General features: G+C 65.0%; 17 protein-coding genes. 3 read left to right on the top strand and 14 right to left on the bottom strand.

The genetic code is table 11. The features are described from left to right. Positions 1-17: 17 nt before the first annotated feature. From OKW35_RS42765 to OKW35_RS42750, 4 genes are all read right to left on the bottom strand, one after another. Positions 18-1,328 carry an IS256 family transposase gene (locus OKW35_RS42765; protein ID WP_090812302.1) on the bottom strand — a complete coding sequence of 437 codons (1,311 nt, stop codon included), beginning with the start codon at positions 1,326-1,328 and terminating at the stop codon, positions 18-20. Between the two features lie 972 nt (positions 1,329-2,300). Continuing rightward, positions 2,301-3,926 carry an L-lactate permease gene (locus OKW35_RS42760; RefSeq protein ID WP_429403279.1) on the bottom strand — a complete coding sequence of 542 codons (1,626 nt, stop codon included), beginning with the start codon at positions 3,924-3,926 and terminating at the stop codon, positions 2,301-2,303. Between the two features lie 642 nt (positions 3,927-4,568). After that, complete coding sequence (locus tag OKW35_RS42755) at positions 4,569-5,006, bottom strand: RidA family protein (RefSeq protein ID WP_429403278.1); 438 nt, start codon at positions 5,004-5,006, stop codon at positions 4,569-4,571. Between the two features lie 292 nt (positions 5,007-5,298). Further along, complete coding sequence (locus tag OKW35_RS42750; RefSeq protein WP_429555235.1) at positions 5,299-6,126, bottom strand: SDR family oxidoreductase; 828 nt, start codon at positions 6,124-6,126, stop codon at positions 5,299-5,301. A 100-nt stretch (positions 6,127-6,226) separates the two neighbouring features. Between OKW35_RS42750 and OKW35_RS42745 the strand changes: the two genes are divergently transcribed. Continuing rightward, positions 6,227-7,141 carry a LysR family transcriptional regulator gene (locus OKW35_RS42745; RefSeq protein WP_429555234.1) on the top strand — a complete coding sequence of 305 codons (915 nt, stop codon included), beginning with the start codon at positions 6,227-6,229 and terminating at the stop codon, positions 7,139-7,141. Between the two features lie 116 nt (positions 7,142-7,257). On the opposite strand, the gene mdcH is transcribed toward OKW35_RS42745, so the two are convergent. From mdcH to OKW35_RS42705, 8 genes are read right to left on the bottom strand one after another with little or no spacing between them, the layout of a single operon-like run. After that, complete coding sequence (gene mdcH, locus OKW35_RS42740) at positions 7,258-8,190, bottom strand: malonate decarboxylase subunit epsilon (protein WP_429555233.1); 933 nt, start codon at positions 8,188-8,190, stop codon at positions 7,258-7,260. Then, a complete protein-coding gene (locus tag OKW35_RS42735; protein ID WP_429555257.1) occupies positions 8,190-8,888 on the bottom strand; it encodes a malonate decarboxylase holo-ACP synthase in 699 nt (232 codons plus the stop codon). Before OKW35_RS42735 ends, mdcH begins: the two co-directional genes overlap by 1 nt. Continuing rightward, on the bottom strand, positions 8,888-9,709 hold the full coding sequence (gene mdcE / locus OKW35_RS42730; protein WP_429555232.1) for a biotin-independent malonate decarboxylase subunit gamma: 822 nt from the start codon (positions 9,707-9,709) through the stop codon (positions 8,888-8,890). The genes OKW35_RS42735 and mdcE overlap by 1 nt, the downstream gene beginning before the upstream one ends. Then, entirely contained in the window at positions 9,706-10,590 is an 885-nt protein-coding gene (locus tag OKW35_RS42725; protein WP_429555231.1) for a biotin-independent malonate decarboxylase subunit beta, read from the bottom strand. Before OKW35_RS42725 ends, mdcE begins: the two co-directional genes overlap by 4 nt. Next, positions 10,587-10,910 (bottom strand): malonate decarboxylase subunit delta, encoded by a 324-nt coding sequence (locus OKW35_RS42720; RefSeq protein WP_184038621.1) that lies wholly within the window; start codon positions 10,908-10,910, stop codon positions 10,587-10,589. Before OKW35_RS42720 ends, OKW35_RS42725 begins: the two co-directional genes overlap by 4 nt. 5 nt (positions 10,911-10,915) lie before the next feature. Further along, the gene (locus tag OKW35_RS42715) at positions 10,916-11,878 is read right to left on the bottom strand and encodes a triphosphoribosyl-dephospho-CoA synthase (RefSeq protein WP_429555230.1); all 963 of its coding nucleotides are present in this window, start codon (positions 11,876-11,878) and stop codon (positions 10,916-10,918) included. Positions 11,879-11,880: 2 nt separating this feature from the next. Then, the gene (gene mdcA / locus OKW35_RS42710) at positions 11,881-13,551 is read right to left on the bottom strand and encodes a malonate decarboxylase subunit alpha (RefSeq protein WP_429555229.1); all 1,671 of its coding nucleotides are present in this window, start codon (positions 13,549-13,551) and stop codon (positions 11,881-11,883) included. Positions 13,552-13,571: 20 nt separating this feature from the next. Then, positions 13,572-14,342 carry a GntR family transcriptional regulator gene (locus OKW35_RS42705; RefSeq protein WP_429555228.1) on the bottom strand — a complete coding sequence of 257 codons (771 nt, stop codon included), beginning with the start codon at positions 14,340-14,342 and terminating at the stop codon, positions 13,572-13,574. Between the two features lie 205 nt (positions 14,343-14,547). Here OKW35_RS42705 and OKW35_RS42700 point away from each other — a divergent pair, with 205 nt between their 5' ends. Next, positions 14,548-15,846, top strand: a complete 1,299-nt coding sequence (locus OKW35_RS42700) for an MFS transporter (RefSeq protein ID WP_429555256.1) — start codon at positions 14,548-14,550, stop codon at positions 15,844-15,846. Positions 15,847-15,867: 21 nt separating this feature from the next. Here the strand turns inward: OKW35_RS42700 and OKW35_RS42695 are convergent, their stop codons facing one another. Continuing rightward, positions 15,868-16,800: a DMT family transporter gene (locus OKW35_RS42695; RefSeq protein WP_429555227.1), complete on the bottom strand. Its 933-nt coding sequence runs from the start codon at positions 16,798-16,800 to the stop codon at positions 15,868-15,870. A gap of 102 nt (positions 16,801-16,902) precedes the next feature. On the opposite strand from OKW35_RS42695, the gene OKW35_RS42690 reads away from it, so the two are divergent. Further along, a complete protein-coding gene (locus OKW35_RS42690) occupies positions 16,903-17,760 on the top strand; it encodes a LysR family transcriptional regulator (protein ID WP_090806141.1) in 858 nt (285 codons plus the stop codon). A gap of 23 nt (positions 17,761-17,783) precedes the next feature. Here the strand turns inward: OKW35_RS42690 and OKW35_RS42685 are convergent, their stop codons facing one another. Next, positions 17,784-18,839: an ABC transporter ATP-binding protein gene (locus tag OKW35_RS42685; protein WP_429555226.1), complete on the bottom strand. Its 1,056-nt coding sequence runs from the start codon at positions 18,837-18,839 to the stop codon at positions 17,784-17,786. Positions 18,840-18,858: the final 19 nt, after the last annotated feature.

Genomic DNA, 18,858 nt, shown 5'->3' with positions numbered 1-18,858 from the left:
GGCGGGTGCGGCATAGGTTAGGCAACCTTCCGATCTTGGTCAATCGATTTTGAGGTCGATCGTTTCAAGGCGGCAGCGAGAATCCAGAGCTCGTTCACGCCGAGGATTTTCCGGAAGTGCTTCTCAGCTTCCAGGAAGCCCGCGGCCGTCCAGCGCAAGGCCATGTCGGCGTCACGATAGCGCTTCACGCGCCCCGCGACACGGCGCACCGCGCCGTTCGGATTCTCGATGATGTTGGTCGTCGACAGGCCGCGCATGAGCGCCGGCGTCAGGCCCAGCTTGTTCACCGTGAACGTTTCCTCCAGCCCCTCGAGCAGTGCGGCCGAGGCGTCCGGATGGTCGGCCTTGAGCCACGCCGCGTGCGTCTTGAGCTTGGCGATGCCATCGTCGGCCGGCAGCTTGTAGGCCGCCTTCATGATCGCGGCGGTTTGCGAAACGCTCTCTTTCGGCAGGCGCTCAAGGACGTTGCGCTGCTTATGCACACGGCAGCGCTGCACGTGGGCGCGTTCGCCGAAGAACTCCTCGATGGCCGAGCGCAGCGCTTTGGAACCATCGATCACGAACAGGTATTCGCGATCCGCAGGCAGGCCGCGCTCGATCAGTCCGCGCAACAGATCCTTGACGACCTGGGCGTTCTCACTCGAACCGCTCGCGAGGCCCAGGAGGTGTTTCTCGCCGGGACTGTCCACGCCGATGGCGGCGATGATGTGACGCGAGTCGACGATGATGCCGTCCAGGTAGATCGCCAAGAAGTCCTTGTCATCGAAGCGCCGCTCCATCAGCTCGGTGAGCGCCGTCTGGCTGGCCTTGATGAACTGGCGCGAAACGCTGCTCTTGGAGATGCCGACGGTGCCGGCCATCTCGGGCAGGACCTTGGCATATTTGCGCGTCGACACGCCCGTGACCATGATCTCGTGCACCCGCTCGGCGAGCCGCGGATTCTCGTTCAATTGCTCGTAGGCGGGGACCGGCACTTCGCCGCCGCCACGACGCCGCAGGCGCGGCCGCTTCACCTTCAATTTGCGTTCGTCCATCACGATCTGGCCTGGCTGCGAGCCGTGCCAGCGGACCTCGCCGCCTTTGCGGCCCGGATGCTTCTCGCCGGCCACTTCCGTCGCCGAGATCACCAGCAGTTGCTCGACCAGGCTACGGCCGGCTTCGTACATCAACTCGTCGATGCTGGTGCGGGTGTTCTGAATTAGATCGAGCATGGGCAACAGAAGCTGACTGTTCTCGGCAAAACAGGCGCGCAGCCCGTCCGGGTCCTGCTTAGGCACCACGTGCAACGGCGCGCTGGCGCTTTGGGGCATCTCCTTGGTACGCTTCATTTGGCGGTTCTCCTTGGTTCCCTGTCCGGGAAGTTGGTCGTCGAAACCCGATTCTCTCGGATTTCCAACGGGGAACCGCCGCCTTCAACCTTCAACTACGCCCGGGACATTGCCTTGATCATCCGCAACGGCAATAGTGCAGGCCTCTCTTATGGTTACTATGATTGCGACGGAGTGGCGTCCGCTGTGCATGTAGAGCAAGTCCGCTTGCTCAACTGCATATAAAGGCTGCCCGATGAATCACTTCCGCGGCGAATCCTCGGCGGCAGGTCGGCGAAGCCGGATTTGCGCCGCAATCAATGTACGGCGGGTTGCCATTCAATTGGAGACATCCACGCGTGTTCGTCCATCGTCAACAACGGGTCGCGTGTCGCCGATCGCGGCCTTGCGAAGTTCGAGCGATGTGTGCCCATTGCGTGAGGCAGTCATCGGCCATGAACGGCCATTCGCCCGCCTCATCGCTCGGACGTTCGGACGTCGGATCCACTCAGCAAACGGCCATTCGATTGGCCGAAACGGTCCTTCCTCCATCGGCCAATCCAGATGTCAAAGCTGTCCGTCGATTTGCGCAAACGACTGTGCGAGATCCGGGGTTTCTGGTCTTCGCGGCTTTCCGGATTGTCAATCAACAGTGTTGTACGACTCGCGTCTTATATCGTCCTCCAAACAGGCGCGCACAAATCGCGTTTGATCTTCGCTCGACGGGAGACTGCTCCTGCAATGGGAGCAGCGAAAGGGACAAGGCGTGAATTGGACGTTGGGCAACGACTTTGGGATGCTGGACCCAATCCGCCAGGACTTCCCGCAGTAACAAAGCCCCGACGACGGCGACAACGGGTCCAGTTACGTGCCCCGGGATCTGTCGAAAAGGGGAGGTTCAATGCGCAAGCGGACGGGCCTACCGTCCCGTCCGCATTTGAATTCGTGTTCAGCTGAGCGGCGGTGAAACGCCTCGCGAGCACCTGAATCCGCCTAACCGCCACCTGCCAGCGTCATCAAGCTTGGGGCGAACACGTAGAAACCCACCCCGATGACGATGAGGTAGAGCAGCATGATGAATGTCCATCCCATGTTGTGTCGGATGACTTCCCCTTCGTTACGCACGAAACGGCTGGTCGACACGCCCACACTCGCGGTCTGGGGCGCAACCGGCTTTCCAACCTCGGCGCCCACCGAGTTGAGCGACGGCAGGAGCAGCGTGGGGAAGCCGAGCAAGCGCCCGACCGTTACCTGGAAGAAGCCGAACATTGCGTTGGTGGACGTATTGCTGCCAGACAGCGCCACGCCGATCCAGCCAAGAATGGGCGCAACGACGATGAAGGCGACACCGATCTTTGAGAATCCCTGGGCGAGAGAGGCCGCCATCCCCGAGAAATTGAAGATGTACGCGAGGCCGAAGATGAAGACGCCCACCAGCAAGGCGCCCCACATCTGATGCCAGGTGCGGCGGAAGGCTTCCGCATATTGCGCGGGCTTCATGCCGATCAGTAAGGTGGTGATGAGCCATGCGGCGAAGATCGCCGTACCGCCGATGAAGGGCGAGAAAGCGAAGACGGCGCCCACTTCAGCGCCCTGGCGAATCGAAGAGCCTGCCGTGACCGCGAACTTGAACCAGACTATCTTGGGCAGCGGCGACCATGGGCCGGTCCACAGGACCACCACCACGATCAGCACAATGAAGGGCAGCCAGGCGCGGAACACCTGCGCCCTCGAAAGTCCGTGCGGCGCGTTGCCGAGTGCCGCTGCCGCCGCATCGACCGGCTTGCCGCCATAGCCGAGCACGGTTTTCGGGCGCCAGAATTTGAGCAACACGAGCAGGGCGGCAAAGCAAACGATCGAACCGGTCACATCGGGCAGATAGGGCCCCAGGTAAACCGCGACCGGGTATTGTCCGGCGATGTAGCCTAGCGAGCCCACCACCGCGAGCGGCCAACCGTCGCGCAAACCGGTTCGTCCGGAGACCAGATAGATCAATACCCAAGGCGGCAGCAACGCGAGCACCACCACGATATGCGCGACCGAGGCGGAAAGTGCGAGTATTGGCAGGCCGGTCACGGCTGCCAGGGCAATGATCGGCACACCGAGCGCGCCGTAGGAGACCGGGGCGTTATTGGCGATCGCGGCAACTCGGATCGCGTCGAGATCGGGAATGCCAAGCCCGATCAGAATCGGCGCCACGAACGCCCAAGGGTAGCCGAATCCGACCAGCCCCTCGAGCAAGGCGCCGAAAGCCCAGGCAAACAGCATGGTCTGTGCCCTCACGTCCGCAGTGCCCTGGGCGGTGAGCCAGCGCCGGAAATGGTCGAACACACCGGTGAGCGTCAGCGAATTGAAGAGCATGACACCCCAAAACGTGATCCAGTCTACCGCCCAGATGCCCGTCAGCGAGCCATAGAGATAGGCCCGGATCCCGGTGCTCAGCGGCATCCCCCATACCGCGACGGCGAGGATAAAGGTGACAATCGCGCCGAGCAGGACGGAAAGCCAGGCAGAAAGCTTGAAGACTGCGAGTAGTACCAGGAGAATGACCACGGGTACCAGCGCCAGCAGCCACGACGCGAACAAGCTGCCGGTCGGATTGAGAATTTGCTGGAACATAGATCAGACTCCGTTTTGTTTTTAAATTTCGCTGGGAGACGCGTGATCGCGGTGTGGTACCTCTCGCAGTGTAGGAAAGATACTTGATATTGCAATAAACGCTTGTATGGATGCGTGTGCCGTTGCCACGGAACGATGTTGCTCGGGCATTTCCGTACAGGCTAACAGTAGAGGGCGTTCAGATCGCAGTCCTCCTATTGCGACGAGGTGCTACGTTGAAGAGCTTTCGGTTCGCGGACGAGAGGATCCTGTTCGGGCTGGGGCAAGCCGCCAATTCCAGATTGACATGCCGAAGTCGAGGCTACGTGTGTCCCGTGCCGTCAGCGCAGGCGCCCCTACGTGATAAGCGTTTCGCGACGGATAGCCTTTCTCCGCAGCGGAGCGGAGTCATCGCCGCATTAGCGGAATTAGTCGGACAAACCAAATGCGTTAGCCCTCCGAATCCATAGAGACACGGAGAAATTCGATTGTTGACCAGGCTCGCCGTCGGTCGGTTGTACTTCCATAACTGCCGTTCGGTTTCATGATCCTCTATGACCGAATCGGGTCGCCTTATGCCCTTTGTATGAGAGGCCGCGCACGCGGCGATCGCCGCGCTTGGTTGTCGGGCGCTAGCCGGCCAAGCCGGGTCGTGCGAGGAAATCACTCACGTAGTGCCTGGTTGCCCGGCCCAGGATGGCGAAACCGCGAGCGGGGAATTTCGGCGATCGCCGCGATCTCGATTAGCAGTTCAGGCCGGTATAGACGTTGCACCTGGACGGTCGTCGTGACAGGATACGGCGCACCAAAAAACTCTTGGCGAATGTCGCCGGTGGCCATAAAGGCCTCAATGTCCGTTGCATAGTGAACCATCGAAATCACATCCGCCATCTGTCCACCAATCGACGCTAGGACGCTGCGAATATTCTCCAGTACCTGCCTTACCTGCGCGCGGATGTCCCCTTGCCCGACGATTTGTCCATGTCGATCGAGCGACACTTGGCCCTTCAGGTGAGCGATACGGCCATCGCCTTGAATGACCGCCATAGAGAAGGTGCCGAACGGCGCCCAAACTTCTATCGGGTTCACTGCATCTACCATTGCCAAACTCCTACGATGGGGTGTTGCGCGGCATCATACATGGCCATCGAATGGCCGTTATCAGGCCGGGCGAAGGTCCGTTGCGGGTCGGAAGCCGGCGTAAAGGGCACGCGGAATTCGGAGGGCACTTGCGTGTCGATCTGGGGCGATCGCGTCAACTACCGACCGGCCACATCTGCTCCCTTGGTTGACGAAGTGTTCGGCTGTTCGAATCTCTTCATCCGTTGGAAGTCATCCTTCAGAAACGTCGCTTGCGCTACGTTTCGGGGCCATCGAGTGGCTCGCCATCTGGCTATCCACGCTCCATCACCGACAACGCGATCTCCTTCTGCGCCTCGAGACTCGCGAGTTGCTTTGTCAGCGACGCACGTATCGATTCGTACGCAGACTTGCCCAGCGCAAGCCGTAGCGGAGGGGACGGGCTGTCGATCGCGGTGATCATTGCGTCGACAGTTTTCGCCGCATCCGCAAAATCGAAATAGCCAGCGTCGAGTGCGCGCCGGATTTCACCGACGGGCGTGTCGTCGTACACGCGCATCGGCGCCGCGCGGTCGAGACCCGCGCCAAAGTTGGTGCGCGTCGGACCGGGCTCCATGATCACGAAGTCGATGCCGAACGGTCCGACTTCTTGCGCGGCAGCTTCGACGAAACCCTCGATTCCCCATTTCGTCGCGTGATAAATGCTAAAAGCCGGATAGCCGATTCGGCCGCCTTCCGACGACACCTGCACGATCCGTCCGCCGCCCTGTTCCCGCAGACGCGGAATGACCGCGCGTATCAACTGGATCGACCCGGTCAGATTCGTCTCGATCTGCCGTGCAATCTGGGTGTCGTCGAGCTCTTCGGCCGCGCCGAACAGCCCGTAGCCCGCGTTGCTGACGACGACGTCGATGCGCGCGAGCGCAGCAAATGCCTGCGCTACAGCGGCTCTGATTGCATCGACGTTCGTCAGGTCGCAAGTGACGACCTCCAGTCGATTGCCGTGTTGCTTGCGCAGATCGTCCAATGCGCCGGGCCTGCGCAGCGTCGCGACAACGCCGTCGCCGCGTGCCAGCAGCTTCTCCGTCAGCCCACGCCCCAGCCCGCTCGATGCGCCCGTGATCAGCCAGTTCTTCGTCATGCTCATGCTCCGTTGGAAGGATCAGGAGTTCATGCTAGAACAATGGAACTCGTCGGAGAAGCCAGGCCGATCGGCATGACGTGTTGAAGGAAATTCACCAATGGGCAAACCGACTCTCAACGATCTGCAGGCGTTCATGGTCGTCGCCGCGCGGCGGAGCTTCGTGCAGGCCGCAGGCGAACTGGGCGTGTCGCGTTCGGCGCTGAGCCATGCGATGCGCGGACTCGAGAACGATCTGGATGTGCGCTTGCTGCACCGGACCACGCGCAGCGTATCCCTGACAGAAGCGGGGGAGCGTCTGCTTGCACGTCTGCGCCCTGTGCTGAGCGATCTCGATCACGTGCTCGACGATGTCGCGCGGGAAGATGAGGCGCTTCGCGGCACGCTGCGCATCAATGGAAGCGACGGGGCGATCCGTCAACTGCTCCAGACTGTCGTGCCGCGCTTTCTGGCGATGTATCCGCGGATGGAGCTGGATCTCGTCTCGGACGGACGTTTCGTCGATATCGTCGCGGAAGGCTTTGATGCAGGCGTAAGGCTCGGTGAAGCGGTACCCAGGGACATGATCGCGGTACGGGTCAGCGAGGATTCACGCTTTGTTGCAGTGGCGTCGCCGCGTTATCTGCGCAAGCATGGCCGGCCTGCCGTGCCGGACGAATTGCAGGCCCATCACTGCGTCCGGCAACGTCTGCCCAGTGGCAAACGCTATCGATGGGAGTTTGCGCGTCACGGTCAGGCCTTCACGATAGATCCGCCCGGCGCGCTCACGATGGACAGCAATGCGTTGATGATCGAAGCGGCACTGCGGGGACTCGGTATTGCATACGTACCCGAGCCGTATGCGCGCGACGCGATGGCACGCAAGCGGCTCGTTGCGGTGCTGAGTGATTGGTGCCCGCTCATTCCCGGACTGTTTCTCTATTTTCCCGGAAGCCGACATATTCCCGCCGGGTTGCGGGCATTCATCGAGCTGGTGCGGCAACTGCCCGGCAGCGTGTCCGAGCCGTCGAGGTAGCTTCCGCGAATCAGCAAGAGCGACCATTCGCCGACGCCGGCTTGCGAGCGGCGTCTGGCCGAAGCTCCCAGACGCCCCTGGCCCAGCCGCATTCGCACACCGCAAAGCACACCCCGTCAGCCACGCTCCAACCGCCTGCGTACCGTCCCCACCAACCTGTCAAACGGCAATGTACTCGCAGCCAACGCACTGACCTCAGAAAAATTCTCCTTCACGATATCTGTCAACACCTGCCCCGGCGGCGCCTCGACCAGCACCTGCGCGCCCATTTCCTGCATCACGGTCAGCGCATCGAACCAGCGCACGGTGTAACGCATATTGGTCGCAAGATCCTCGCGAATCGCATCGGCCGTATATAACGGGCGTCCACCGCGATTGCCGATATAAACACCGCGCGGTCTTTCAACATGGAACGTGCGCGAGTACGCCAGCAGTTCGTCGCTCGCACGCGCGAGCAATTCGCAATGCGAGGGCACGCTGACCGCGAGCCGCGTGGCCTTGCGCGCGCCGGCCGCGAGCGCGCGTTCGATGAACCCGTCGAGCGCATCGTCCGCGCCGGCCATCACGATCTGGCGCGGTGCATTGACGTTGCCGATATACACGCGTTGCCGGTGCTCCGCGGCCTGCTGTGCAACGAGCGTTTCCGCCTGCTGCTCGCTCAAGCCGGAGACGGCCGCGAGACCATAGCCCGCCGGATAAGCGGTTTCCATCAGCTCGGCGCGTCGCTGCACCATCTTCAGCGCGTCGCGGAACGCCACCGCGCCACAACTGACCGCCGCCGCATACGCGCCGATCGACAGTCCCGCGCTGATCTCCGCCGCCAATCCTTCATCGGCGAGCGCGCGCATGATCGCGACGCCCGCGACGGTCAAGCCCAGTTGCACCGCGACCGTCGAATCGAAAGCGTCGGCTGAGTCGAGCGTCAGCACGTCGATGCCAAGTGTGTCGGAGGCTTCAGCGAGCGTGTCCTGTACCGCGCGATGCTGCGGCAGTCGATGCAGAAAGCCTTCGCTCTGCGCACCCTGGCCGGGGAACAGAAGCGCGAGCATCAGGCAATGCCATTGTGAGCAACCGCCGCCCACGGATCGGCGATCAAGCGGGGGCCGCTCGCATCGCGGGCAAGCACGCGCGCCTTACCCGCGGCCCATTCCGCGAGCGCCACGCCACCCGCGGGCGTTTCGAGTTGCGCATCGATGCGGATACCGATATGCGCCGCGAGCGTTTGCAGTTGCTCCAGCAAAGCACTCGCGACATTCAGCGCCAGCGGTTGCGGCACGCGGATCAACAGATCGAGGTCGCTGGTTTCGTTGACAGTCGGCACGTGCGTCGCCAGTTCAAAGCCGGTGCTGCCAATAGGTCCCCAAGCGAATCCACCAAGCGGACCGCCCGAATCACGTTGCAACGAAAGCAGTGCAACGAACGAGGGCAATGCATCACGCCCAGCATCGGCTTGCGTCTGCGCGAGCGATTCCGGCGGCACGGCACCGACGATATCGTCCGCATGCACCCATGTGCCGTAGCGTTGCGCTCGCTTCGCACCGCGTACGCCGATCGCGACGAAACCATCAGCGGCGAGCGCGCGTCGGACGACCGCATACGGCGCGCGTTCGAACGCGTCGCGAACCCACGCTGGTTCGTCATCGGGCGAGTCCAGCCGCCGCAAGCGCAGCAGATCATGCGGCCGCCACCGCGCGTCGCACGACGTGGCGTGCACGGTGGAGAAGGGCGCAGCCGCACACACGCGCATCACACGGCATCCCATTGTTCGGCAAGACGCCGCCGCACCTCGATCGACGCCGCGCGAGTCTGCCGCGCCGCCGCCGATTCCAGCCGACGCGCGAGCGTACGATCCCCCTCGCGCGCGCTGCGAATCTGCTCGACCAGCACCGTGCGCACGCGCTCGATCTGTGCCGCGTCGGGCGCGTCCGCGTCGATGCCTTCGATCAACTGATCGAGCAGCCCCAACTTCGCGAACGACGCCATCGAATACGACATCGGCACGATCGTGTCGCCGAGTTCGTCGAGTTCTTCGACCGTGCGGCGCGTGACGCGCGCGGCCGCTTCCTTGCCCATCGCGTGGACCATCGTGCCGGGCGCGTCGAGCGCGACGATGCGGTTCGCCTGATAGCCGTGCGCGAGGAACGCGCCGGACATCGCCGGACCGACGATCAGCGCGATCACCGGATGGCCGGCGTCGCGCGCGCTCGCATAGGCGTCGACGGCGGCCGCGCAGGCGAGGTGGATGCCGAGCATTTCCTCGCGATAGCCGTACGCCTGGCTCTTCACGTCGACGATCGCGACGATCGGGCGGCGCGTGCCGGCGTCCACACCCGCATCCGCTTCGATCGCTTCACGCACCGCGCGCGCGAGTTGCCAGCCTTGTTCGAGCCCGACCACGTTGATGGTCGCGCGCGGAAAACGGTTCGCGGGATCGGGCACGACCGTGATGAAGCGCGCGGTGTCGCGGCCGAGCGGCGCATCGCCGCTCCAGACGGGCGCCGCGCTCGACGATTCGCCGGCAAGTGCATTGAACCAGCGCGCGCCGCGCGTGAGTGTCGTGTCGTTCATGCCTGCTCCTTGTTCGACGCATCGCGCCCTTGCGGGTTGTACACATCACGCAGCGTCTCGGGCGTGACGCTGGCCGGATCGATCCGCGCGAGCCGCTGCAAGAACGTGTCGACCTGCTCGCTGCGATGCGTGGCCGGCACGCCTTGCGCGAACGCGGCGCGTACGGCGGCGCGCACGGCCTCGGCATCGTCGTCGACGAGCGTGTCGGCGAGCGCGCTCGCGACGCGCTGCTCGCCGCCGATCAGTTGCCATACGCGGCGGCGATCGCTCGCATCGAGTTCTTCGATACCGGCTTCCTGCTCGATCACTTCAGGTCCGTTCATGCCGAGCCGTCCCTGCTTCGTCACGATCAGATACGAGCACAGCGCGGCCGCGAGCGACATGCCGCCAAAGCAGCCGACCATGCCCGCGATCACGCCGACCACCGGCACGCGCCGGCGCAGCGCGACGATCGCCGCCTGAATCTCGGCGATGACCGCAAGCCCAAGGTTCGCTTCCTGCAACCGCACGCCGCCGGTCTCGAACAGCACGACCGGGCGCACGCGCTTGCCACGCTCGCAGTCGCGTAGCGCCATCTCGAGCGCCGCGGCGATCTTGCTGCCCGACACTTCGCCGATGCTGCCGCCCTGGAACGCCGATTCGATCGCGGCGACCACGGCCGGTTCGCCGTCGATCGTGCCGCGCGCGATCACGCAGCCGTCGTCGGCCTGGCAGACGATGCCCTGCAAGGGCAGCCAAGGCGACCCGATGCGATCGAACGGTCCGAGCAGTTCGCGGAAGCTGCCCGCGTCGAGCACCGAGCGGGCGCGCTCGCGCGCGGGCAGTTCGATGAAGCTTTCGCGCAGCAGCGGCGCGCTATGTACGCTGGCGCTTGTGCTCATACGCTGTCTCCTTCCTCGGCCGCTTCGACCGCTTCGGCGAGCCGCAACGCGACCACGCCCGGCGTCGCGCCGAAGTCGTTGATCTCGATGTGCGCGGCGCCGTCGTAGCGCGTGAAGAAGCGGTCGAGCACGCTCTTCCAGATGTGGCTATAGCCGTCGACGCTGGTGCGCACCACCACGTGCGCGGCGAGCGCCGAACCGCCTGGATCGGCGGCGGCAGGCGACAGCAGCACTTCCAGATCGCCCGAGCCGACCACGCCGACGTGCGCGCGGGTCGTGACGGCGCGTTGCGCCGGATAGTCAAAGGTCAGATGTTCCATGAGGCTCAGCTCCGGCTGGCGTCGCGATGCGCCAGCATGTCGAGAAAGAGGGTGGCGGCGAGCAGATCGGCCGCGCCGCCCGGCGATGCGTTCAGCGACAGCAGTTCGCGTTCGAGCGCGTCGAGCGCGACGCGGCCCGCGGCTGTCGAACTGCCGCCCGCGTCGAGCACGCGCCGCGCGCCGCGCTGCCCCGCATGCAAGCCGGCGAGTCCCGCGCGATGCAGCAGGCAGGTATCGTCGAGCGTGCTCATGATCGCGAGCAACGCATCGATGCGCGCGGCGTTTTCGTCGAGGCCGCGCGCGCGGGCCGCGTGCAATGCCGGCAGACCGACGTCGAGCGCGTGCGGAAAGCCGTCCTGCGCTTCGCGCCGCGCGCCGCCGACCTGATAGCGTCGACGCGCGCGTTCGCCGTGGCTATCGGACGAAGCGGCGAAGCGATCCGGGAAGCAGGCGATCTGCGCGGCCAGCGTGCAGATGCGCGAGGTATCGACACGGTTGGGACCGCCAGGTCTATGCGCACGCATGGAGGAACTCGAAGCCGTTTCGAGCGCCACGCCCGCAACCAGCAAGCCGATGATCCAGATCGCGCCGCGATGCGCATTGCTCCCTCCCGTCGCCTGCATCATCTCCTGTTCGCCCGCGCGGCCGATCTGCGCGAGCTCGGCGCGCAGCAGCGCCGACGGCTCGCCGCGGCGACGCGCCGTTCGCGCCAGCGCCGCGAAGGTCGGTTCGAGCGCGTGCGCGGAGCGCCGCATGATCGCGAGATCGAGGTCGCGATGCGCGCCGCTGCCGCGCCGGTCGACGAGCGCGGGCTTCGGCGTGAGCTCCGCCTCGTCGATCAGCGCGATGATCGCGTCGCGCGCGAGTTGCGCGTCTGAAAACGGCGCGACCGGCGAGGTGCCGCACGCATCGCGCAGGACCGAAGCGAGCGACGCGTCCAACCGTTCAAGAACAGCAGCGGACGCCATCGTCACCAGCTCCGGAAGCGCGCGGGCGGCGCGTACAGTCCGCCCGACCACGTGACCAGATCGTCGATGCTGCGCGCCGCGAGCAGCGAACGCTTCGCGTCGCCGCGCCGGATGCCGAGATCTTCCGGATACGCGACGATGCCGCGCCGGCGCAATTCCGCGGTTTTCTCGGGCTTCGCGCGCAGACCGATCGGCGTGACACCGGCCACCGCCGCGACCGCCGCGCGCCGCTCGTCGATGCCTTCGGCCTTGTGCAGATGCGCGATGCCTTCCTCGGTGACCACATGGCTCACGTCGTCGCCGTAGATCATCACCGGCGCGATCGGCATGCCGTTTTTCGCGCCGACCGCGACCGCGTCGAGTTCATCGACGAAGGTTGGCTCGCCGCCTTTCTTGTACGTTTCCGCGAGTTGCACCACGAGCTTCTGGCCACGCGACACCGCGCCGTCGCCCTTCAACAGCTTCAGCCACGCCTCGCTCGAATGACGTCGGCCGCGCGGATCGTGGCCCATGTTCGGCGCGCCGCCAAAACCGGCGAGGCGTCCGCGCGTGACCGTCGACGAATTCGCGTCCGCATCGATCTGCAGCGTCGAGCCGATGAACAGGTCGACGCCGTATTGCCCGGCCAACTGACACAGCACGCGGTTCGAGCGCAGGCTGCCGTCGTTGCCGGTGAAGAACACATCGGGGCGCGCCTCGATATACGCCTCCATGCCGACCTCGCTGCCGAAGCAATGGATGCTGTCGACCCAGCCCGATTCGATCGCGGGGATCATCGTCGGGTGCGGATTGAGTGTCCAGTTGCGACAGATCCTGCCCTTGAGACCGAGCGATTCGCCGTAGGTGGGCAGCAGCAGTTCGATCGCCGCGGTATCGAAGCCGATGCCGTGATTCAGCGACGTGACGCCATACGGCTCGTAGATGCCGCGGATCACCATCATCGCGGTCAGCACCTGCAAGTCGCCGATATGGCGCGGATCGCGCGTGAACAGCGGCTCGACCGCGAACGGCCGGTCCGCCTGCACGACCACGTCGACCCACGAGCCCGGAATGTCGACGCGCGGCAATTCGTCGACGATCTCGTTGACCTGCACGATCACGATGCCGTGACGGAACGCGGCGGCCTCGGCGATCGTCGGCGTGTCCTCGGTATTCGGGCCGGTGTACAGATTGCCGTGACGGTCGGCCTTGTCCGCGCACAGCAGTGCAACGTGCGGCGTCAGGTCGACGAACATGCGCGCATACAGCTCGACATACGTATAGATCGCGCCGATTTCGAGCTGGCCGTCTTCGAGCAGTTGCGCGACGCGCAGACTCTGCGGCCCCGCGAACGAGAAATCGACCTTGTGCGCGATGCCGCGCTCGAACAGCGTCAAGTGCTCAGGACGACTGATGCTCGAAATCAGCAGATGCACGTCGTGCAGCTTGTGAGGATCGACCGTGGCGAGCGAGCGCGACAGGAAGTCGGCCTGCTTCTGGTTGTCGCCTTCGAGCGCGACGCGCTCGCCAGGCTGGATCAGCGTTTCGAGCGCATCGACGATGCGGTGCGGAGGCAGCACGCCGTCTTCGAGCCACGGCGCGATGGCCGCGAGGCGGCGATTCTTTTCGTCGCGCCGGGTCGTCCACGAGCGGGCAGTGGACCGCGATGCGGCGGCTTCGGCGGGGTGTTTCATCGGCTCGGTCATCGGTTCGATCAGCTCCCGGTGGTGACGCGCGGGCGTCGGCCGCGCGGCTTCGGTTGATGCGCAAGCGCTTCTTCGCGCGCGCGCTCGGTCAGGAAACGATGCAGAAGCTCGCCGGTGCCGAGCAGATGCGCGACCACCAGCGACTGCGCGGTCGCGATATCGCGGCGCTCGACGGCATCGAGCAGCGCGGCGTGCTCACTGTCGGACTCGCCCTTGTATGACGGCAAGCCGAACTTCAGGCGCAGATAGCGTTCGCCGCGCCGGTGCAGCAAGCCGATCATGTCCTCGAGCTGCGGCCGGCCGGCGGGCGCGTAGAGACACATATGAAACGCGGCATTGCGCGCGACGTAGCGCGACGGATCCTCTTCGCGCTCGGCGGCGCGGCACAAGTCCGCGGCTTCGCGCAGCGTCGCGGCGGTGTGATGCGGAATCGCAAGGCCGAGCGCGAGACTTTCGAGCGCCGAGCGGATCTCGTAGATCTCGCGCGCTTCGTTGGCGGACAGCGGCGCGACGGTCGCGCCTTTATGGACCGCCGCGCGTGCCCAGCCCTCGCTTTCGAGCTGGCGCAGCGCCTCACGCACGGGAATCGCGCTGACCGAGAAATGCCGGGCAATCGCGTCCTGGCGCAGCGGGGCGCCAGGCGCGAGCGTGCCGTCGACGATCGCCGCGCGCAGCGCCTCAGCAATCATGTGCGAGGTGCTTTCGCGCGGCGCGGCGGCCGGAAGAAACGAACCGGACATGGCGGCGTCCAGGGGAAAACCTTCAGTTGCGTCGGTCATGGTATCAAATATTATATATAAAAAGACGCGCATTTCAGCGCGGGCAAACCCGGAAGTCTTGAACCACATTCCAGGCAGGTGCTCGCGCCGTCCTCTGAATGAGTTGTACGAGGACATCGCCGATCAATCAACGTCGTCGAGCCATCTCCAAGCGCGCCCGTCCCTTTCTTCGTTACGTTCAACTATCGTAGGCCGGAGGAGCATGATGAATACAGTAACCGACCGACGAGCGGTCGCGCGTCAGCGCACACCGCTCAATCGTTCGCAGATCGCAGGGTTCTGGGGAGCGTGGGCCGGCTGGACGCTCGACGGCATGGACTCGTTCATTTACGCGCTGGTGCTCACGCCCGCGCTGACTGAGCTGTTGCCGCGTTCGGGCTTCGCGGCGACGCCGTCGAATGTCGGCCTCGCGGGATCGATCCTGTTCGCGCTGTTTCTGGTCGGTTGGGGACTGTCGTTCATCTGGGGACCGCTCGCCGATCGCTTCGGCCGCACCAAGGTGCTCGCCGCCACCATCTTCACGTTCGCGATTTTCACCGGGCTCGCCGCGACCTCGACCAATGTGTGGCAGCTCGGTATTTATCGCTTCATCGCGGGCGTCGGGATCGGCGGGGAGTGGGCGCTGGCGGGCACCTACGTTGCCGAGGCCTGGCCGGAGGATCGTCGCAAAATGGGCGCCGGTTATCTGCAGACCGGCTACTACGCGGGCTTCTTCCTCGCGGCTGCGCTCAATTACACGGTCGGCGTGCATTTCGGCTGGCGCGCGATGTTCCTGACCGGCGCGGTACCGGTCGTCGTCGCGATTCTGATTCTGCTGCGCGTGAAGGAGCCGGAGAAGTGGCAGAAAGCCGACGCAAAGACGGTGCGCGTGAAGCCGTTGCGCGAGATCCTGGGGCCGGCTTACCGGCGTCGCACATGGGTCGCGTGCATTCTGCTGACGATCGCGATCATCGGGCTGTGGGCGGGCGCCGTCTACGAGCCGTCCGCAGTGATCCAACTGGCGGCGCGCGCCGGCATGTCCAAGGGCGATTCGATTCGCACCGCGTCGCTCGCGACCGGCTTGCTGTCGATCGGCACGATCCTCGGTTGTCTAGCGCTGCCGCCACTGGCCGAGCGCATCGGCCGCAAGATGACGCTCGCGGTGTACTTCGCGGGGATGGCGGTGTCGATCGCGGCGAGCTTCGGGTGGGCGTTCTATCTGCCGAACGGGCTCGCGCCGTTCATCGCGTGGCTGTTCGTGCTGGGCTTTTTCGGCGGCAACTTCGCGTTGTTCAGCCTGTGGCTGCCCGAGCAGTTCGAAACCCGTGTACGCGCGACGGCGTTTGCGTTCTGCACGTCGTTTGGACGCTTCGTCGGCGCCGGCGTCAACTTTCTGCTCGGCGCGGCGGTGCTGCATATGCAGACGCTCGGCGTGCCGATCGCGTTGACCGCGCTCGTGTTCGTGCTCGGCCTGTTCGTGATTCCGTTCGCGCCGGAGACGAAGGGCGAGACGCTGCCGCAGTAAGAACCGGGCGGGCGGCGCGCTTTACTTCGCGTGACTGCGTGCCCGCCCACCCGGATGCAGCAGCGTCAGCAACGGCCAGCCGAGATTGACGCCGAGACTCGCGGCGACGATCAGCGCCATGCCCGCCAGTTGCGAGAGCGACAGCGCACGGCCATACACGAGCGCATCCACGACGATCGCGGTCAGCGGATAAACGAACAACAGCACCGCGATCACTGGCGTGCTGAGCCTGGGCAGCGCGCCGTAAATCAGCACATACGACAATCCCGTGTGCAGCACGCCCATGCCGATCAGCCAGAACCACTGCATCGGACCGATATGCGTGAGCGTCAAAGGCGCGATCAGCGGCGCGATCAGCGGCAGACAGATCACGCCGACCGCGCATTGCGTGAGCGTCAGCAGATGCGGGCGCATGTCGCCGAGGCTCTTCGCGATCAGCGTGACGCTCGCATACAGCAGCGAGCCGAGCAGCGCTTCGCTCAAGCCGATCAGATAGCTGCTGTGGCCTTGCAGGTTTCCGGCCGCGATCACGCCCGACGCGAGCACGAGCCCGACGAACGCCGTCGCGATCCAGCCGAGCCGGTCCGCGCCGAGCCGCTCGTTAAAGAGCGCCGCGCCGATCAGCACGACCCAGAACGGCTGCACATGAAACACGACGGTCGCGACCGCGATGCTGGTGCGATGAATCGCATCGAAAAAGCCGACCCATTGCGTGACCATCAGCACGCCGGAAATCAGCGCGAGCGCGACCGTGCGGCGCGTGAACTGCGCGCGCGTGAAAAAGCCCTTCCACGCGCAATAGGCGGCGAGCGAGAGAAAGCCGAACAGGCAGCGGAAGAACACGAGCGTCAGCGCATCGAGCCGCGCCTCCTCGACGAAAACGCCGATCGTGCCCATCAGCAGGCCGCCGCTCGCCAGCGTGATCGCGCCTTGTTGACGTGAGGTGAGGGACATGCGCAACGACTCCGTAACATGATGCCTGCGAGTATTGCGCCGCTTGTGGCCTGTTCACAAACGAATTAAATTGAGCAATTCCATAAGCCCGGTTGATAAATCGTGAACCCTGAATTCGACGTCGATCTGTTGCGCAGCTTTGTCGCGGTCGTGGAGGCGGGCAGCTTCACGAAGGCGGCGGCGAGCGTGCATCGCTCGCAGGCGGCGGTCAGCATGCAGATCAAGCGGCTCGAAACGATGCTCGGCACGACGCTGTTCGCACGCAACACGCGCAACCTGTCGCTGACGCGGCCCGGCAGTACGCTGCTCGAATACGCGCGGCGCGCGCTTGCGTTGCAGGAGGAGGCGTGGTCGGCGATCGTGCGGCCCGAGGTGACCGGGCGGGTGGTGCTCGGCGCGCCGGACGACTATGTGTCGTCGCTGCTATCGCCGGTGTTGCGGCGTTTCGCGACGCTGTACCCGCGCGTCGAGATCGAGATCGTCTGCGCGCAGAGCACGGCACTCGCGCCGATGCTCGCGGACAACAAGATCGACCTCGCATTCGTCACGCGCGACCGCAGGATGCGCGGCGAATTCGTGCGCAGCGAACCGATGGTGTGGGTGGGGGCGTCGGTCGACACGCCGGTGCTGAAGGCCTCGCCATTGCCGGTGGGGTTGTACGAGCCGGGCTGCGTCGCGCGCCAGCACACGCTGGCTGCGCTGGATGGCGCGCGCATCCGTTATCGCGCGGCGTTCAGCAGCGCGAGCCTGATGGGGCTCGTCGCGACCGTGGATGCCGGTTTGTCGGTGATTGCGCTGACGCGGTGCAGCGTGCCGCCGCGGCTCGCGATACTCGGCGACGCGCAAGGCCTGCCGAGAATCGCGCCGCTCGAAATCGTGGTCGCGCGCAGCGCGAAATCGGATCGGCCGACCTGCGATTATCTGGCGCAGCAGATGGTGCAGGATCTGTCGCTGCGGTAGCCGAGCGTGCCAGCCTTAGCCGTTCAGGCACGCGAATAGGCGGTCACTTCACCCTCGACCGCGAGCCGCACGCGCTCACCCGGACGCGGGCACAGATAACCGGGCACGCGCGCGCGCACCATCGCCCGCGTCGCGGACTGCAATTGCAGCGCGACGCTTGCGTCCTGCCCCTGGAAGATCACGTCAGTGACGAGCGCGTCGTGCGCGGCGCCTGTGCGCGCGGTTTCATCGGCGCGCAGCAGGCGGATCTGCTCGGGACGCACCATCACGTCGACCGCACCGTGGCCGACGGGCGCGACCAGTGCGAGTTCGCCGAGCTCGCAACTCGCGCGATCCTGTTGCGCGATGCCCGGCAACAACACCGCCTCGCCAATGAACGACGCAAGCTCGCGCGTCACCGGCCGGCGGTATAGCACTTCGGGCGTCGCGGTCTGGATCAGCCTCCCGTTCCACAGCACCGCGACCTCATGCCCGAGCGACAACGCCTCGGACTGATCGTGCGTGACCAGTACGGCAGTCGCGCCGGCCGCGGCCAGCGCACTTGCGACCGCCTGGCGCGTTTCGACGCGCAGCGCGGCGTCGAGCGAGGAGAACGGCTCGTCGAGCATGATCAGCGTCGGCGCGGGTGCGAGCGCACGGGCGAGCGCGACACGTTGCTGTTGACCGCCCGACAGTTGCTGCGGCGCGCGCTCGCCAAAATGCACGGGCAGGCCGACCAGCTCCAGCAACTCAGCGACGCGATGGCGCGCGCGGCGCTGCGTGCGTGGCAGACCGAACACGATGTTGTCCGCGACCGACAGATGCGGAAACAGCGCGCCTTCCTGTGGCACGTAGCCGATGCGGCGTTGCTCCGACGGTACGTGCAGGTTGTCGCCGACGACGCGCCGGCCATCGATCTCGACGCTGCCGCCGTCCGCGCGCTCGAAGCCGCACAACAGGCGCAGCAGCGTGGTCTTGCCGCTGCCCGAGGGCCCCAGCAGCGCGAGCAGCGTGCCGCGCTCGACCGAGAGATCGAGGCCGTGCAGCACCGGGTGACCGTCGAACGATTTCTGCAGTCCGCGGATACGAAGTTCGCTCATGAAAATCCGAAGTAGTCGA

It is taken from the genome of Paraburkholderia sp. MM5477-R1 (genome assembly GCF_050436385.1).
Lineage (GTDB): Bacteria > Pseudomonadota > Gammaproteobacteria > Burkholderiales > Burkholderiaceae > Paraburkholderia > Paraburkholderia tuberum.
The sequence above is the reverse complement of the archived record's forward strand: the minus strand, read 5'-3'. Positions and strand labels throughout refer to the sequence as shown.

Bases quoted from the DNA above. Each gene is read 5' to 3' on its own strand.
- OKW35_RS42765 (WP_090812302.1), bottom strand. From the start codon at position 1,328: ATGAAGCGTACCAAGGAGATGCCCCAAAGCGCCAGCGCGCCGTTGCAC.
- OKW35_RS42760 (WP_429403279.1), bottom strand. From the start codon at position 3,926: ATGTTCCAGCAAATTCTCAATCCGACCGGCAGCTTGTTCGCGTCGTGG.
- OKW35_RS42755 (WP_429403278.1), bottom strand. From the start codon at position 5,006: ATGGTAGATGCAGTGAACCCGATAGAAGTTTGGGCGCCGTTCGGCACC.
- OKW35_RS42750 (WP_429555235.1), bottom strand. From the start codon at position 6,126: ATGACGAAGAACTGGCTGATCACGGGCGCATCGAGCGGGCTGGGGCGT.
- OKW35_RS42745 (WP_429555234.1), top strand. From the start codon at position 6,227: ATGGGCAAACCGACTCTCAACGATCTGCAGGCGTTCATGGTCGTCGCC.
- mdcH (WP_429555233.1), bottom strand. From the start codon at position 8,190: ATGCTCGCGCTTCTGTTCCCCGGCCAGGGTGCGCAGAGCGAAGGCTTT.
- OKW35_RS42735 (WP_429555257.1), bottom strand. From the start codon at position 8,888: ATGCGCGTGTGTGCGGCTGCGCCCTTCTCCACCGTGCACGCCACGTCG.
- mdcE (WP_429555232.1), bottom strand. From the start codon at position 9,709: ATGAACGACACGACACTCACGCGCGGCGCGCGCTGGTTCAATGCACTT.
- OKW35_RS42725 (WP_429555231.1), bottom strand. From the start codon at position 10,590: ATGAGCACAAGCGCCAGCGTACATAGCGCGCCGCTGCTGCGCGAAAGC.
- OKW35_RS42720 (WP_184038621.1), bottom strand. From the start codon at position 10,910: ATGGAACATCTGACCTTTGACTATCCGGCGCAACGCGCCGTCACGACC.
- OKW35_RS42715 (WP_429555230.1), bottom strand. From the start codon at position 11,878: ATGGCGTCCGCTGCTGTTCTTGAACGGTTGGACGCGTCGCTCGCTTCG.
- mdcA (WP_429555229.1), bottom strand. From the start codon at position 13,551: ATGAAACACCCCGCCGAAGCCGCCGCATCGCGGTCCACTGCCCGCTCG.
- OKW35_RS42705 (WP_429555228.1), bottom strand. From the start codon at position 14,342: ATGACCGACGCAACTGAAGGTTTTCCCCTGGACGCCGCCATGTCCGGT.
- OKW35_RS42700 (WP_429555256.1), top strand. From the start codon at position 14,548: ATGAATACAGTAACCGACCGACGAGCGGTCGCGCGTCAGCGCACACCG.
- OKW35_RS42695 (WP_429555227.1), bottom strand. From the start codon at position 16,800: ATGTCCCTCACCTCACGTCAACAAGGCGCGATCACGCTGGCGAGCGGC.
- OKW35_RS42685 (WP_429555226.1), bottom strand. From the start codon at position 18,839: ATGAGCGAACTTCGTATCCGCGGACTGCAGAAATCGTTCGACGGTCAC.